Source organism: Rhizobacter sp. P2_H3 (assembly GCF_056403355.1).
This window is the reverse complement of the sequence record NZ_JBFUFQ010000137.1, coordinates 1-15,517: the sequence shown is the minus strand read 5'-3', so window position 1 is coordinate 15,517 and position 15,517 is coordinate 1. Positions and strand designations below refer to the sequence as shown.

At 69.3% G+C, this 15,517-nt stretch carries 17 protein-coding genes; 8 read left to right on the top strand and 9 right to left on the bottom strand.

Annotation, left to right across the window (positions count from 1 at the left end):
• The 6 genes from AC1D1T_RS21575 to AC1D1T_RS21550 all read right to left on the bottom strand — a co-directional run.
• A partial coding sequence (locus AC1D1T_RS21575; protein ID WP_477992461.1) for a PfkB family carbohydrate kinase occupies positions 1-615 on the bottom strand: 615 nt, incomplete at its 3' end.
• The gene (locus AC1D1T_RS21570; RefSeq protein WP_465113031.1) at positions 612-1,673 is read right to left on the bottom strand and encodes a LacI family DNA-binding transcriptional regulator; all 1,062 of its coding nucleotides are present in this window, start codon (positions 1,671-1,673) and stop codon (positions 612-614) included. The genes AC1D1T_RS21570 and AC1D1T_RS21575, both read right to left, overlap by 4 nt.
• Positions 1,670-2,677, bottom strand: a complete 1,008-nt coding sequence (locus tag AC1D1T_RS21565) for an ABC transporter permease (RefSeq protein WP_052211652.1) — start codon at positions 2,675-2,677, stop codon at positions 1,670-1,672. The genes AC1D1T_RS21570 and AC1D1T_RS21565 overlap by 4 nt, the downstream gene beginning before the upstream one ends.
• Before the next feature lie 21 nt (positions 2,678-2,698).
• Positions 2,699-4,312, bottom strand: coding sequence for a sugar ABC transporter ATP-binding protein (locus tag AC1D1T_RS21560; RefSeq protein WP_477992460.1), 1,614 nt, complete (start codon positions 4,310-4,312; stop codon positions 2,699-2,701).
• Positions 4,313-4,338: 26 nt separating this feature from the next.
• Positions 4,339-5,295 (bottom strand): sugar ABC transporter substrate-binding protein, encoded by a 957-nt coding sequence (locus AC1D1T_RS21555; protein ID WP_052211616.1) that lies wholly within the window; start codon positions 5,293-5,295, stop codon positions 4,339-4,341.
• 224 nt (positions 5,296-5,519) lie between these two features.
• Positions 5,520-5,858, bottom strand: coding sequence for an H-NS histone family protein (locus AC1D1T_RS21550; protein WP_477841154.1), 339 nt, complete (start codon positions 5,856-5,858; stop codon positions 5,520-5,522).
• A gap of 237 nt (positions 5,859-6,095) precedes the next feature.
• Between AC1D1T_RS21550 and AC1D1T_RS21545 the strand changes: the two genes are divergently transcribed.
• From AC1D1T_RS21545 to AC1D1T_RS21530, 4 genes are all read left to right on the top strand, one after another.
• Entirely contained in the window at positions 6,096-6,833 is a 738-nt protein-coding gene (locus tag AC1D1T_RS21545; RefSeq protein ID WP_465113027.1) for a phosphatase PAP2 family protein, read from the top strand.
• 57 nt (positions 6,834-6,890) lie between these two features.
• A complete protein-coding gene (locus AC1D1T_RS21540) occupies positions 6,891-7,487 on the top strand; it encodes an SIS domain-containing protein (RefSeq protein ID WP_047504940.1) in 597 nt (198 codons plus the stop codon).
• Between the two features lie 87 nt (positions 7,488-7,574).
• Positions 7,575-7,997, top strand: coding sequence for a thioredoxin TrxC (trxC, locus tag AC1D1T_RS21535; protein WP_047504939.1), 423 nt, complete (start codon positions 7,575-7,577; stop codon positions 7,995-7,997).
• A gap of 94 nt (positions 7,998-8,091) precedes the next feature.
• On the top strand, positions 8,092-8,889 hold the full coding sequence (locus AC1D1T_RS21530) for a bestrophin-like domain (RefSeq protein WP_477827074.1): 798 nt from the start codon (positions 8,092-8,094) through the stop codon (positions 8,887-8,889).
• Between the two features lie 94 nt (positions 8,890-8,983).
• On the opposite strand, the gene AC1D1T_RS21525 is transcribed toward AC1D1T_RS21530, so the two are convergent.
• Positions 8,984-9,619, bottom strand: coding sequence for an HD domain-containing protein (locus tag AC1D1T_RS21525; RefSeq protein ID WP_477841148.1), 636 nt, complete (start codon positions 9,617-9,619; stop codon positions 8,984-8,986).
• Between the two features lie 10 nt (positions 9,620-9,629).
• A complete protein-coding gene (locus AC1D1T_RS21520) occupies positions 9,630-11,291 on the bottom strand; it encodes a 2OG-Fe(II) oxygenase (RefSeq protein WP_477992459.1) in 1,662 nt (553 codons plus the stop codon).
• Between AC1D1T_RS21520 and AC1D1T_RS21515 the strand changes: the two genes are divergently transcribed.
• Positions 11,290-11,853: a TetR/AcrR family transcriptional regulator gene (locus tag AC1D1T_RS21515; RefSeq protein ID WP_477992458.1), complete on the top strand. Its 564-nt coding sequence runs from the start codon at positions 11,290-11,292 to the stop codon at positions 11,851-11,853. The genes AC1D1T_RS21520 and AC1D1T_RS21515 overlap by 2 nt on opposite strands.
• 19 nt (positions 11,854-11,872) lie before the next feature.
• On the opposite strand, the gene AC1D1T_RS21510 is transcribed toward AC1D1T_RS21515, so the two are convergent.
• Positions 11,873-12,790 (bottom strand): LysR family transcriptional regulator, encoded by a 918-nt coding sequence (locus AC1D1T_RS21510; protein ID WP_477992457.1) that lies wholly within the window; start codon positions 12,788-12,790, stop codon positions 11,873-11,875.
• Between the two features lie 144 nt (positions 12,791-12,934).
• Here AC1D1T_RS21510 and AC1D1T_RS21505 point away from each other — a divergent pair, with 144 nt between their 5' ends.
• From AC1D1T_RS21505 to AC1D1T_RS21495, 3 genes are all read left to right on the top strand, one after another.
• Positions 12,935-13,333, top strand: coding sequence for a carboxymuconolactone decarboxylase family protein (locus AC1D1T_RS21505; RefSeq protein WP_047504929.1), 399 nt, complete (start codon positions 12,935-12,937; stop codon positions 13,331-13,333).
• Between the two features lie 138 nt (positions 13,334-13,471).
• Positions 13,472-15,304 (top strand): PAS domain S-box protein, encoded by a 1,833-nt coding sequence (locus AC1D1T_RS21500; protein ID WP_477840929.1) that lies wholly within the window; start codon positions 13,472-13,474, stop codon positions 15,302-15,304.
• Positions 15,305-15,308: 4 nt separating this feature from the next.
• Positions 15,309-15,517, top strand: a 209-nt coding sequence (locus AC1D1T_RS21495) for a response regulator (RefSeq protein ID WP_477992456.1), incomplete at its 3' end; no start/stop codon positions are given.

The following is a 15,517-nucleotide window of genomic DNA, read 5'->3' as shown; positions in this document are numbered from 1 at the left end:
CAGCCGCGCCGCTGCATCGGCCGGTGCCAGCGCCTCGCCGAGCAGCACCGCCGCCTCGCTCTCGTTCGGCACCAGGATGTCGACCTGCTGCAGCAGCGCCGCCGGCAGCGCCTGCGCCGGCGCCGGGTTCAGCAGCACCGGCACGCCGGCCGCCTGCGCGATGGCGATCGCCCGCGCCACCGCCGCGAGCGGCGATTCGAGCTGGCACACCAGCAGCGCCGCCGACGCGATCTGCGCCGCGGCCGCCTCGACCTGCGCGACACCGAGCGCCGCGTTTGCGCCGGCCGACAGCGCGATGCTGTTCTGCCCGCGGTCGTCGACCAGGATCATCGCGACGCCGGTGGGCTGCGCCACGTCGGCCAGGTGCGTGAGCTCGACGCCCTCGGCCGCGAGCCGGCGGCGCGCCTCGCGCCCATGGTCGTCGGCACCGACACAGCCGATGAAGCTGACCGCCGCGCCCAGCCGCGCCGCGGCCACCGCCTGGTTCGCGCCCTTGCCGCCCGGCAGCACCTTGAACTCGCGCCCGTGCACCGTCTCGCCGGGCGCCGGCAGGCGCTCGCAGCGCAGCACCAGGTCGGCATTCACGCTGCCGAGCACGACGATGTTCCGAGTCATGTGGGCACCGGCCCCGTCGAGTGGCGCACCGTCAGCGACGGCTGCAGGATCTCGCGCTGCAACGCGCGCCCGCGGTCGGCGATGCGCTGCATCAGCAGCTGCGCCGCCAGCTCGCCGGTGCGGTGCTTGGGCTGCGCGACTGTCGTCAGCGGCGGGTTGCTGTAGGCCGACAGCGCGATGTCGTCGAAACCGATCACCGACAGGTCCTGCGGAATGCGCAGCCCGTGCGAGGCCGCCGCGCAGACCGCGCCGATCGCCATCAGGTCGTTCGAGACGAACACCGCGGTCGGCTGCACGCCGGCCTGCAGCAGCGAGACCATCGCGGCATGGCCGCCGGCGCTCGTGAAATCGGCGCTGCGCAGCAGCCGGTCGTCGACCGCCAGGCCGGCTTCGCGCAGCGCGCGGTGGTAGCCCAGCACGCGCTGGCGCGCCGACGAGAGCGTCTGCGGCCCGGCGATGCAGGCGATGCGCCGGTGCCCGAGCGACAGCAGGTGCTCGGTCGCGATCACGCCACCCGCCTCGTGGTTGACCTCGACCAGGTCGGCCTCCAGGTCGTCGATCTCGCGGTCGACCACCACCTGCGGCATGTTGGCGTCGCGCAGCGTGTCGAGCAGCTCGCCATCGGCACCGGACGACATCACGATCAGCCCGTCGACCTGCTTCTCGCTGAGCAGGCGCACGTAGGTGCTCTGCTTCAGCGGGTCGTCGTCGGAGTTGCACAGGATCACGTTGAAGCCGGCTTCGTAGCAGGTGTCCTCGATGCCGCGGATGATCTCGGCGAAATACGGGTTCGAGCTGTTCGGGATCATCATCCCGACGGTGTGGGTGCGGTTGCTCTTCAGGCTGCGCGCCAGCGCGCTCGGCACGTAGCGCAGCTCCTCGATCGCCTGCTGCACCCGCTGGCGAGCCGCCTCGCTGACGAAGCGCGTGCCGTTGACCACGTGCGACACCGTCGTCACCGACACCTGGGCCTGCTGCGCCACGTCCTTGATGGTGCTGAGGCGGGCCGGCACCCGCGCGTCGCGGCCGCTGCCGCCGCTGCGTTCGGTGTGGTTCATCGCGCGGCACGCTGCGCCAGCCGTGCGCGCAGCACGTCCAGCACCACCGCGAGGATGATGACGAAACCGGTGACCATCTGTCGAAGGAAGTCGCTCATGCCGATCAGGATCAGGCCGTTGGCCAGGACCCCGATGATGCACGCTCCGAGCAGCGTGCCGATGATCGAGCCGCGCCCGCCGGACAGGCTGGTGCCGCCGATGATCACCGCCGCGATCGCGTTCAGCTCGAAGCCGATGCCCGAGATCGGGCTCGCGATCGTCAGCCGCGTCATGTAGATCACCGCGCCGACGCCGACCGCCGCGCCGCAGATCACGAAGGCCGCGATCTTGTGGAAGCGAACGTTGTGGCCGGCCAGCCGCACCGCCTCCTCGTTGTTGCCGATCGCGTAGACCAGCCGGCCGAACACGGTGCGGTTGAGCACGAACCAGCCGGCCGCCACCAGCGCCAGCGCCACCAGGAAGATCGCCGGCACGCCCAGCAGCGTGGCGCTGCCGAAGTCGTTGAAGGCGTCGGGGAATTCGTAGATGGAGCGCGCCTGCGTCCATTGCAGCGCCGCGCCGCGCGCGATGTTCAGCATGCCGAGCGTGACGATGAACGACGGGATCGCCCACCACGCCGACACCGCGCCGTTGACCAGCCCGCAGGCCGCGCCGACCGCGATGCTGGCGGCGAGTGCCAGCGGGATCGCCGCCGCCGGCTCGAGCCCGTCGAGCTTCAGCACCGTGCCGGCCACCACCGCGCAGAACGCCATCACCGAGCCGACCGACAGGTCGATGCCGCCGATCAGGATCACGAAGGTCATGCCGACCGCGAGGACCACGTTGATCGAGATCTGCGTGAAGATGTTCGTCAGGTTGCCGGCCGTCAGGAAGATCGGCGACAGCAGCGCGAACACGCCCACCAGCAGCAGCAGCGCCAGGCCGATGCCGGCCTCGCGCAGCACCAGCGCGGCGCGGTCGCCCGCCGAGGCATTGCCGGCGGGTTTCGGGGGAGTCAGGTTCATCGTTTGCATCGCATCCATGCCTCAGGCCGCTGCACGTGCCGCTTGCTGCGGACGCACCAGGTATTCACAGTAGGCCATCGCGAGGATGGCCTCTTCATCGAACTGCGCGCGCGGCACCTCGCCGACCAGCACGCCGCGGCTCATCACCAGCATGCGGTCGCACAGGCCGATCAGCTCGCGCAGGTCGGACGACACCACCAGCACCGCCATGCCCTGCGCGGCCATGCGTTCGAGCAGCGCATGGATCTCGGCCTTGGCCCCGACGTCGACGCCACGCGTCGGCTCGTCGAGCAGCAGCACCTTCGGGTCGCGCAGCAGCCACTTGCCGAGCACCACCTTCTGCTGGTTGCCGCCGGACAGCTGGCGCACCGGCTGCGCGATCGACGCGAGCCGGATCTGCAGCTCGCCGGCCATGTGGCGCGCGGCGRCGTTCTCGGCCTCGGCCTTCAGCAGCCCGCCGCGCGACACCGCACCGAGCTGCGCCAGGCTGAGGTTGGCGCGGATCGGCATGTCGAGCACCAGGCCCTCTTCCTTGCGGTTCTCGGTGACGAGGCAGATGCCGTGCGCGAGCGCATCACGCGGGCTCGCGATGTGCACCGGGCGGTCGTCGCGGAAGACTTGCCCGGCGGCCGCGCGGTCGGCGCCGAAGATCGCGCGCAGCGTCTCGGTGCGGCCGGAGCCGACCAGGCCGGCGAGCCCGACGATCTCGCCGTAGCGCAGGCTGAAACTGATCGGCGCGGCCTCGGACGACAGCTCGCGCCGGCCGGCGTGGCGCAGGCCTTCGACGCGCAGCGCCGTGGGCTGGTTCGCGTCGAGCACCGGCGCAACGCGCGGCGGCCGCTCGACCAGCTCGCGCCCCACCATCAGCCGCACCAGCTCGCCGGTCGAGGTGCCGGCCATCGGCTGCGTCGCGACGTGCCGGCCGTTGCGCAGCACCGTGACGCGGTCGCAGACCTCGAACAGCTCCTGCAGGTGGTGCGAGACGAACACCACCGTGACGCCGTCGTCGCGCAGCTTGCGGATGATCGCCAGCAGGCGGTCGGTCTCGCGCGGGGTCAGCGTGGCGGTGGGTTCGTCCATGATGACGATGCGCGCGGTTCCCGCAGCCCCGCCGCCGCGCTGGTTCGACAGCGCCTTCGCGATCTCGATCAACTGCTGCTGCGCCATGCCCAGCGTGCCGACGCGCGTGGCCGGCGACAGCTCGTCCAGCCCGACCAGCGCGAGCAGCTCGCGCGCCCGCTGGTCCATCGCGGCGCGGTCGAGCAGGCCGAGCCGGGTGCGCGGCAACCGCTCGAACAGCAGGTTCTCGGCCACCGACAGCTCGCCCAGCATGTGCAGCTCCTGGTGCACGACGCGGATGCCGGCGCGCATCGCCGCCAGCGGCGACTGCGGCGCGTAGGCCTCGCCGAACAGCCGCATGCGGCCGGCGTCGGGGCGGTCGGCGCCGCACAGGATCTTGATCAGGCTGGACTTGCCGGCGCCGTTCTCGCCGGCCAGCGCGTGCACCTCGCCGCGCCTCAGCGTGAGGTCGACGCCGTCGAGCGCGATCACGCCGGGGTGCCGGCGCGTCAAGCCCTGCAGCTCGAGCGCGACGGTGGCGGTGGTGGCGGTGATGTTGTTGTCGTGCTGGTCCACGCGCGGGCTCCCTGGACAGCGCGGTTTTACTTCAGGTTCTTGGCCGTGACGAGCTCGATCGGCGTCTTGACCCAGCCCTTCAGCGGCTGCTTGTCCTTGCGCGACTTGATGCCGTAGTCGATCGCGTTGGCGGCCATCTCGGTGCCGAACTGGTCGACGGTGGCGAGCACCTTGCCCTGCTTGATCAGCGGGCGGATGGCCGGGATGTTGTCGAAGCCCACCACCTTGATCTGCCCGGACTTGCCCGCGGCATCGAGCGCCTTCGAGACGCCGAGCGCCATCGAGTCGTTGGCGACCATCACGCCCTTGATGTCGGGGTTGGCGGTCAGGATGTTCGTGAAGACGGCGTTCGCCTCCTCGGTCTCCCAGTGCGCGGTCTGCGACGCGACGATGTTCAGCTTGCCGGCCTTGGCCGCGTCCTCGAAGCCCAGCTTGCGCTGCAGCGCGTTGTCGGCGCCGGGGTTGCCTTCGATGATGACGATCTTGGCGCCCGGGCCGATCGCCTTCGCGAGTTCATCGCCGGCCATCTTGGCGCCGGCGCGGTTGTCAGGGCCGACGAAGGCGAGGTCGAGGCCGGCCTTCTTCATCGCTGCGGGATCCAGCGCCACGTCGAAGTTGACGACCGTGATGCCGGCCTTCAGCGCCTTCGCGACCGGCGCGACCATCGCCCGCGAATCGGCCGGCGCGATCACGATCACGTCGTACTTCTGCGTCACGAAGTTCTCGACCGCGGCGGTCTGCGCGTCGAAGTCGGTCTCCGACTGCATGCCGACGGCCTTCAGCGAGAAGTCGCCGCGCTTCTTCTCGTGGGCCAGCGCGCCTTCGGTCATGTTCTTGAAGAACTCGTTGGCCAGCGACTTCATCACCAGGCCGACGCGCGGCTTGGCGTCGTCGGCATGGGCGGCGGTCAGGAAGAAGCCGGCGGCCAGGGCCGTGGCGGCCACGGCGATGCTGCGGCGGCGGCTGTGGAATGCGATCGTCATTGCGAGTGTCTCCTCGAGGCGTGGATTGTTGCCCGGACGTCGGGTCGATGAACCGCCCGGACAGTACTTCGTTCGCACCACGTTTTCGTCGCTATGACTGTCGTTTTCATACGCAAACGTTTGCGCGAACGTTTGCTATTTGAATTTCATCGCAAATCAATGACCAGAGGGAATACCCGAGGATCGGTCGACGTCCCCGTCGACCGAGGGATCGCGCTTCTTTTTTAGACCGCGAAGTCCGACAGTTGCTTGCCGGCGGCCAATGCATCACGCAGCCACTTCGGGCGCGGCCCGCGGCCGCCCCAGACGTTGCCGGACTCGTCGCGGAACTTGACGTCACCGCCCGCCTTCTTGCGACCACGCTTCGCTGCGACCTTCTTGGTGGCAGCCTTCGGGCCGCGCCTGGCGCCCCCGAGACCCAGGTCGGCGGCCGTCAGGCCATAGGCCTCGATCGCTTCCTTGATGCGTACGACGACGCCTTCGACTTCCTTGCGCTGCAGCTTCTCGGCTTCGCGCGTGAGGGTTGCGATCTCTTTTTTCAGTTGTGCCAGAGTTTTCGACATCGGAGTTTCCATGAGTTGCGACAGGCGCCGCCTCCCGTGCCGGTTCTTGTCTGACCGACTTTCCTTCGTACGCCGAGACCAGGCTGCACGCCACGGGCTGAGCCCCGCGGCATGCGCGGCGCGACCATATCACACGGTTTGGGGATGGCTTATCCCGCGTGACGCAGTTGACAAGGTCGGATCGCCGGGTGCCCGAGCTAAGGCGGCCCTAAGTCTGGGTCGCGAGCATCGCTGCCCATGGTCGCCCACGCCTTTCCTGCCACGCCAGCCCGGCCGCCCACCCCGCTGCGCACCGACCTGATGGTCGTGCTGCTGTCGCTGGCCGTGCTGCTGGCCTGGGACCTGAGCGGCCTCGACCTGGCCCTCACGTCGTGGTTCGGCAACGCCCACGGCTTTGCGTGGCGCGATCGCTGGCTCACCGGCACGCTGCTGCACGATGCCGCGCGCTGGCCGGCCTGGCTGCTGTTCGGCGTGCTGCTGGTCGGCATCTGGCGCCCGCTGCCGTTCGCCCGCGGCCTGGCGAAGCGGGAGCGCGTCTGGTGGGTGACGACCACGCTGGCCTGCGTGATCCTGGTTCCGCTGCTCAAGCGCCACAGCGCCACCAGCTGCCCGTGGGACCTGGCCCGCTTCGGCGGCGACGTGCTCGACTACGTGCCGCACTGGCAGTTCTGGAAACGCGACGGCGGCTCGGGCCAGTGCTTCCCGTCCGGCCACGCGTCGACCGCGTTCTCGTTCCTCGCCGGCTGGTTCGCGCTGCGCCGGGTGGCCCCGGTGGCCGCGCGCCGCTGGCTGGCCATCACGCTGGCGTGCGGCAGCGTCTTCGCCTGGGTGCAGGTGATGCGCGGCGCGCACTACCTGAGCCACTCGCTGTGGACCGCGTGGGTGTGCTGGGCGGTCTGCGTGCTGTCCCTGCATGCGCCCCGGCTGCGTCGGATTGCCCCGGCTGCCGGCGAATTGGGCGCGGCCAAGGGTTAACCTCGGGGCATTGCGGACGGGCTGGCCGTCCCCAGATGCACCGATGGAACACCCGACATGATCGAACACATCCAATCCAACCTGCGCGAAGCCCAGCGCGCGCTCGACGCACTGCTGTCCGACGGCCCCGCCCTCGCGAGCGTCGAGCAGGCGGCCGCGCTGCTGATCCAGGTCTTCGAGCGCAAGGGCCGCGTCTACTCGTGCGGCAACGGCGGCTCGATGTGCGATGCGATGCATTTCGCCGAAGAGCTGACCGGCCGCTACCGCGACGACCGCCCTCCCCTCGGCGCCGCGGCGATCAGCGACGCCAGCCACATGAGCTGCGTCGGCAACGACCTCGGCTACGAGCAGGTGTTCTCGCGTTATGTCGAGGCGCACGGCCGGCCGGGCGATTGCCTGCTGGCGATCAGCACCAGCGGCACCAGCAAGAACATCCTGCGCGCCGCCCGCGCCGCGAAGGCGAACGGCCTGTCGGTGATCGCCCTCACCGGCAAGCGCAACCCGGAGTTCGAGGCGCTCGCCGACGTCTACGTCTGCACGCCGGGCGGCCGCTATGCCGACCGCGTGCAGGAGCTGCACATCAAGGTGCTGCACATCCTGATCGAGCTGATCGAGCGCCATTTCTTCCCTGAGAACTATGAGCCCCTCGGTTGACGGGTACATCAACCGATCCCCCAGGGGGATGCGGGCCGGCTTGGGGCGGTCCGGCGCTCGGCCCGCGGCTTCGACAGGAGTTCTGCCATGCAAATAGTCTGCCCCCACTGCCTGACCCGCAACCGCGTGCCCGACGCCCGGCTGGGCGACGACCCGCTGTGCGGCCAGTGCGGCAAGAGCCTGCTGCCGGCGCACCCGATCGAGGTCGACGATGCGAGCCTCGAGCGCCACGTGGCCGGCAACGAGATGCCGCTGCTGGTGGACTGCTGGGCCGAATGGTGCGGCCCGTGCCGCTCGATGGCCCCGCAGTTCGAGGCGGCGCAGCGGCAACTGCCCGGCGTGCGCTTCGCGAAGCTCGACACCGAGGCGGCGCAGCGCAGCGCGGCCGCCTACGGCATCCGCAGCATCCCGACGCTGCTGCTGTTCCGCGGCGGCAAGGAGGTGGCCCGCCGCAGCGGTGCGCTGCCGGCGCAGGAAATCGTCTCGTGGGTGCGTTCGCAGGTGGCGTAGCCCGCCCGGCGCTGTTCCACTCGCGGGTTATTCGAAGGGGCATTTCAGCAATTCGCTGATGGCTCAGCGCGGAGTGCATGGCTATCGTGGCGGCATGCCACTGGCCCTCTACGACCTTCCGAACTGGCTTTTCGGCCTCTTGATCAGCGGCGGCTGGGTCCTGGTCGGGCTGGTCGGCTACGCCGTCTTCCAGCGCGTGTGCCGCGTCACGTTCGCCGAAAGCGACCGCAACCTCGCGATCGCGCTGCTCGGCGTGATCGCCACCATCAACTCGCTGCTGCTCGCGTTCTCGGCGATCTCGGTGTGGGAGTCGTTCGGCTCGGCCGAGAAGGCGGTGCGCACCGAGGCCGTCGTGATGACGGCGCTGGCGCGCGACCTGGTGGTCTACGACACCGTGCCAGCGCGCCAGGCCCGCGACCTGCTGCAGAAGTACGCCGCGGTGGTGGTCGATCAGGAATGGGCCGCGATGCGCAGGGGCGAACTGCCGGAGCAGGCGCGCGACCTGCTCGACGACATGTTTCGCGCGGTCGGCCGCATCGACCCGGCGGGGCCGCGCGAAGCGGCCTTGATGCCGGAGATCTGGGCACGCACCAACGAACTGATCCGGGCTCGCCGGGAACGCACCCAGGCCAGCGAGGCGCAGGTGCCCAGCACGCTGTGGAGCGTCGTCGTGCTGGCGACGATGCTGACCCTGTTGACGACCTACGTGCTGCCGCGCTCTGCGTTCAACATCACCGCGATGGGCCTGCTGTCGGGCGTGTTCGGCCTGGTGTTCTTCTTCATCGCCGCGATGGACCGGCCGTTCGCCGGCTCGGAGAGCATCGGCCCCGAGCCGATCCAGCGGACGATGCAGACGATGGCACGGTGGTCGGCGCAGGCTGCCACGAAGTAGCCGTGCAGTTTTTGCCTTCTGATGGGCGCGATTGCCGCTCAAGCCTGAGCGGCCCTCGAGCCGAGAAAGCTGCTGTGGGACGTCGAGCTGTCGATCAAGATGGCCGATGACTGAGGTCGGTTGCCTCGATGGAGCGGCGCAGGTTGGCGCGAGCCGTTCCCTCCAGGCGTTCAAGGTGGGCATCCGTGTTGAAGAGCCGCGGCCGTGACAGGAAGCCTTGCAGCACGGCGCGGCGCTTCATTCGGTAGACGAACGCCGGCACGTGGAGGTACTCCTCGCGCACCTGCCGCTCATATTCATCGAAGCGCGCGGCGTGAGCGCCGAGGATCGACAGATCCACATCGACCAGTACCTGGGCATCGGGCGTCTCGGGCACGGCATGGTGCTCGGTCGCCATCACCAGCGCGTGCACTCGCGCGGCGGCTTCGGCGTCCCCGCTCAGCGTGATGACCTCTCGCGCCCAGTCGGCGCTGCGCCGCTCGTTGCCACGCGCCTGGGGGTCGTAGACGGCGTCGTGGAACCACAGCGCGATCAGCACTTCGCCCGGGCGCTGCGCAAGGCGCTCGATCTCATCGGCTTGCGCCAGGCATTCCCGCAAGTGCTGCAGCGAGTGGTAGTGCCGCTGCGGCTCGGCGTACGCACTGCACAGGGCCTCGAAGCAGGTGCGCGACGGCTCGGCCAGCCCGGTCGATGCCCACGCGCGCTGCCAGCCTGGAAAGAGATCGTCCACGGCAGTGGCATCAAAGAGCGTGCGAGATGATGCGCCCATCGTAGGCGCAGCTGAGGTAGCCGCCAGGGACGCGCATCACGTCGGTCGCGAAGTCCTCATGGTGTGACTCGGCGCACAGGCCCTGATCGGCCAGGCGCCAGACGCATACACGATTGTCTTCGCCGGCGCTGGCGAGCAGGCCATCGCCGATCACGCGCAGCCGGCGCACCGCCGCACGGTGGGCACGCAGGCTGCGCACCGGGATCCACGCCCCGCCTGAGCGCGCCCAGGTCATGACGCAGCCCTCGCTGTCTCCGCTGGCCAGTCGGTCGATACCCAGCGCGACCACATCACGCAGCGGTGCAGCGCCCGGCAGCGTGGCGATGCAACGGCCGGCACGCAGGTCCCACACACGCAGCGCCCCGTCCTCACTGGCCGAGACCAGCTGCCCCTGCGCGGACTCGGCCAGCGACCACACCCAACCGCCGTGACCGTCGTGCGTCGCGATCAGTGAGCCGTCGGCCTGCCAATGCCGGACAGATCCATCGGCGCCGCCGGTCGCCAACGTGCCGTCTTGCAGAGCGAGCACCGCAAGGCCGCTGCCGGCATGCGCCTTCACGACACGCGTGCACGTCCCTGCTTGCACGTCCCACAGGCGCAGGTCGCCATCGCGCGAGATCGATGCCAGGCTGCCGTCGGCCAGCGCGGCCAGTCCGAGCACCGATTGGCGATGGCCCGGCAGCGTTCCGTGCGACGCACCGTCGAGGCGCCACAGGCGGATCAGCCCGTCGCGTCCACCGCTGGCCAGCAGGTCTTCGCCGAGCCGCGCCATCGTCCACACGTAGCCGTCGTGGCCGGGCTCGAAAGCACCTTGCGGTCGGCTCTCTCCTTCGCGGCGGTACAGCACGTCACTTCGAAGAATGTGCTTCACGCCCTGGGTCACCACCGCGCCTGCATGCCACAGGCTGTGATCGAAGACGATCAGGCTGCCGGCGCAGGGCCGCACGCGGCCGATCTCGCGCGCCGGGGCTCCACCGGTCTCGCCGCCCGGGCCAGCGGAGTAGAAGACGGTGTCGCCGCCGCCGAATGCATCGCCATCGGTGAGGTAGACCATGAAGGTCAGGCACGAGCGGCGATCAGGCCCGCGGTAGTGCACGCCGTCCCGGTGCACATTGAACTGCTGACCCGCGCCATAGCGACAGAATCGGAAACGCTCGTTGAGGCTGTCGAACGCCCAGCGTTGACCATCGAGCAGCAGATGCTCGGGCACGTGCACGAACAGGCGCTCGCCGAGGCGCCGCGCCAGCACCGGATCGTCGACGACCTGGCGTTCGTTGTTGCGGTACGAAGGCGGGTAGTGGCTGCCGGCGCCCTCAAATCCGCGCGCGTCGCTCTGCGCGATGTGCTCACGGCACTCCTGCCTGGTGAGGAAGCCGGGGATGAGCATGCAGAACCCGGCGTCGGCCGCCAGCGGCGACACCGAAGACGCGGCGCAGGGGATGTCGGCTGCAGGCTTCGTCATGGGCTTCCGTTTCATTATTTGGTCAATCAACCAACTTATCGAAACTCTAAAGCCCGAGCCGGCCGATTGCAACGATAATTTGGTCGCATAGCCAAAAATATCTGTCGCCATGGCCCGCACCCGAAGCACCATCAACACCGAAAGCCGCCGCGCCTCGATCGTGGCGGCCATGCTGCCGGTCATGGCACAGCACGGCTACGAGAAGGCCACAGTGCAGGCGATCGCCCGCGAAGCCGGGCTGACGCCAGGACTCCTGCACTACCACTTCAAGAGCAAGCAGGAGATCCTGATGTCGCTGGTGCAGGCCATCGTGGAATACGCTCGCAACCGCTTCGCGGCGCTGGCCGATGCCTCGGCTTCACCACGCGAACGCCTGCAGGCCTATGTGCAGGCGCGGCTGGGGCTGGGTGCAGGCGCGGCGCCCGACATGGTGGCGGCCTGGGTGATGGTGGGCGCCGAAGCCGTGCGACAGCCCGAGGTGCGCKCGCTGTACGAGCAGGCCATTGCCGAAGAACTCGCGGCGCTGCGCCAGCTCGTCGCCGACTGCCTCGCCGAGGAACGGCGCAGCACGGTCACGGCCGACACGCTCGCCGCAGGCCTGCTCGCGATGATGGAAGGCGCCTTTCAGTTGTCCAGCGCCGCCGGCAATGTCATGCCGGTCGGCTATGCCGCCGAAGCGGCGATGGCCTATGCCGCGCTGGGCATCGAGGCGGCTCCCAGGTGCAAGGCCTGAGGGGGCCGCCTTCGCCTTCCTACCCGGCCCTCGGCGCCTTGACCTCGCGCGCCTTGCTGGTACCGAGGCCCGCGACGACCAGGAAGTCCCGCACGACCTCCTTGTTTCGAGGCGTGGCCAATCCGATGCCGACGGCCAGCTCCTCGCCCTCGACCAGAGACCGATAGGAAACACCTGCCCGACGCAACCCCGCGAACGATCTTGKCAGCAAGGCAATGCCACGCCCACCCGCCACATCGGCCAGCAACACGTGATGGTCAGCCGGCTCCTTGACCTTCCGCGGCGCAAAGCCGTGATGGGCGAAAACACGCTGGCAGTGGTCGTAGAACGCAGGCTGACGCGCACGCTCGAACCAGAAAATGACCTCTGCGGCGAGATCGGCGAGCCGGACGGTTCGGCGCCGGGCCAGGCCGTGGGACGATGGCATCGCCACCATCATCGGCACCCGGTCAAGCTCCATCACGTCAAGACCAGAGGCCTCCGTGGGTAGCGCGATGAAAGCTGCCGCCAATCGGCCGGCGCGCAGTTGGCGCACGAGCCTGGGGGACGTGTCGACGATCACCGACACGGCCGTGTCGGGATGCCTCGCCTGGATCCGTTCCGCGAGCCCACCGAACCACGCCGGTTCGACAGCGCTCGTCAGGCCGAGCCTCAAACTCTGCGGCATGCCCTCATGCGCCAGGCTGGCCTCGGCTTCACGGAGCAATCTCCCGACGCTTCGCGCGTAGGGCAGCAGCTTGCGGCCAGCCTCGGTGAGGCTCACACCCTGGGTACCGCGGTCGAACAGGCGTGCACCCAGCCGCTCCTCGAGTTCACGGATCGCACGGCTCAACGGTGGTTGGGACACATGCAGCGTCTCGGCGGCCTGCCGGAAGCTCGACGTGTCGGCCACGGCCAGGAAGAGTGCAAGAGAGCGGGAATCCAAGCGTGATGACATACCGAAAAGGTATCACCAACTTGGTCATTCCCCATGCCGAGGCCTGCGCCTACAGTGGCTTGCATCGCACATTCAGGAGCCGCTCATGACCGTCAGACATCCCATCGCCGCAGGCAGCCTCGCTGCAATCTGCCCCACCGCACGATGAGCGCCGACCGCTACGAACGCGGCGCCGCGATGCTGGCTGCCGTCGACGGCCCCGCGGGCCTGGAGGTTGTGGAGGGGCTGGCGAAATCCTTTCCCGATTTCGCGCGCTACATCGTCGAGTTCCCGTTCGGTGACATCTATGCGCGCAAGGGGCTGGGCCTGCGCGAACGCGAACTCGCCACGGTCGCGGCGCTGTGTGCCCTCGGTCATGCCCGGCCTCAACTTCGGGTGCACGTTCACGCCGCCCTTCATGTCGGCTGCTCGCCCCGTGAAATCGTCGAGGTGGTGATGCAGATGGCTGTCTACGCGGGGTTCCCGGCTGCGCTCAACGGCTTGGCGGTCGTGCGGGAAGTCTTTGCAGAATCGGGCATTCCGCTGCCCGTGGGTTCCGACTAGCCTCGTCCGTCGAGCTGCGCCGGCTCGCGCCTCTTGCGCAACCGCCGGGCAAGGTGCCCAATGCGGTCTGTTACATCGACAACAATGCACTGCACGCGGCCCGCGCGCTGTTTCGGCCGTCGTGCGGGAGGACTCGCCATGACGACAGCCGACCCCCTGGCCGCGCGACTCTCGCAGGAGTCGCCGGACGCCTTGATCGCCACCGGGGACGACGGCCGCGTCACCTGGTGGAACCCGGCCGCCGAGGCGATGTTCGGCTACCGGCGCGACGAGGCGATCGGCCGGCTGCTCCCGGAGCTGCTGGCGCCCACGGACCCGCCCGAGCCGGTGGGCGACGAGCGCAGCCGCGAGGTGGTGCGCCGCTGCCGCGACGGCTCGCTGATCTACGTGCTGGCGTCGACGCGGATGCTCGAGCCGGTGGCCGGCCAGGTCGGCGGCCACCTGCACCGCCTGGCCGACGTCACCCACATGAAGATGCAGCGCGATGCCGACCTGATCGACACCCGCTACCGCGGCCTGCTCGAATCGACGCCGGACGCGATCGTGATCGTCAACGACATCGGCCGCATCGTGTTCGTCAATGGCCAGGCCGAGGCGGTCTTCGGCTACCGCCGCGACGAGATCGCCGGCCGGCCGCTGGAGATGCTGATGCCCGAGCGCTTTCGCGGCGCGCATGTCGGGCACCGGGCGCACTACATGGCGCAGTCGCGCACGCGCGAGATGGGCCTGGGGTTGCAGCTGTACGGGCTGCGCAAGAACGGCGAGGAGTTTCCGGTCGAGATCAGCCTGAGCCCGCTGGAGACCGAGGCCGGGCGCATGGGCATGAGCGCGATCCGCGACATGACCTACCGCCGCAAGGCCGAGCAGAAGTTCCGCGGCCTGCTCGAATCGGCCCCCGATGCCATCGTCATCGTCGACCGCGACGGCCACATCGTGCTGGTCAACACGCAGACCGAGCGGCTGTTCGGCTACCCGCGTGCCGAGCTGCTGGGYCAGTCGGTGGACCTGCTGGTGCCCGAGCGCTTCCGCGGCAACCATCCCGGGCACCGCACGCGCTTCATCGCCGACCCGAAGGTGCGCTCGATGGGCGAAGGCCTGGAACTGCACGGGCGGCGGCGCGACGGCTCGGAGTTTCCGGTCGAGATCAGCCTGAGCCCGCTGGAGACCGAGGACGGCACGCTGGTCAGCAGCTCGATCCGCGACATCACCGAGCGCCGGCGCGTCGAGCACGCGCTGCAGGAGAAGAACCTCGAGCTCGAGCGGGCCAACCAGGCCAAGGACAAGTTCCTCGCGACCATGAGCCACGAGTTGCGCACGCCGCTGAACGCGGTGATCGGCTTCACCGGCCTGCTGCTGATGAAGCTGCCGGGGCCGCTGACGTCCGACCAGGAGAAGCAGCTGGGCATGGTGCAGTCCAGCGCCAAGCACCTGCTGTCGCTGATCAACGACCTGCTGGACCTGGCGAAGATCGATTCCGGCAACGTGCAGATGCAGCTGGTCCCGGTGGCCTGCCGCTCGCTGGTGGACGAGGTGGCGTCCACGCTGCAGCCGGTGGCCGAGGGCAAGGGGCTGCGGCTGCTGGTGCAGATGCCCGACGGCGCGATCGAGGTGCACACCGACCGCCGCGCGGTGCACCAGATCCTGATCAACCTGGTGAACAACGCGATCAAGTTCACCGAAGCGGGCACGGTGTCGATGTCGGTCGGCTTCAGGGACCGCGACGTGGACCGCTGCGTCGAGCTGGCGGTGACCGACACCGGTGCCGGCATCTCGGCGCAGGACCAGGCCACGCTGTTCCAGGCCTTCGCGCGGGTGGGCAGCAGTGCTGCGCGGGCGCGCACCGAGGGCACCGGCCTCGGCCTGTACCTGAGCCGCAAGCTGGCCGAGCTGCTGGGTGGACACATCGAGCTGAGCAGCGAGGTCGGCCGGGGCAGCCGCTTCACGCTGGTGCTGCCGATCGCGCAGGACTGACGGCATGGGCGCACGGGTGCTGATCGTCGAAGACAACGCGATGAACCGCGAGCTGATGGACTACCTGCTGCGCGCGTTCGGCTTCGAGACGCTGAAGGCGGTCGACGGGCGCGTCGGGCTGGACATCGCTCGGCGCGAGAAGCCTGACCTGATCCTGTGCGACATCCAGATGCCCGAGATCGACGGCATGGAGTTCGCGCGCCTGGCCAAGGC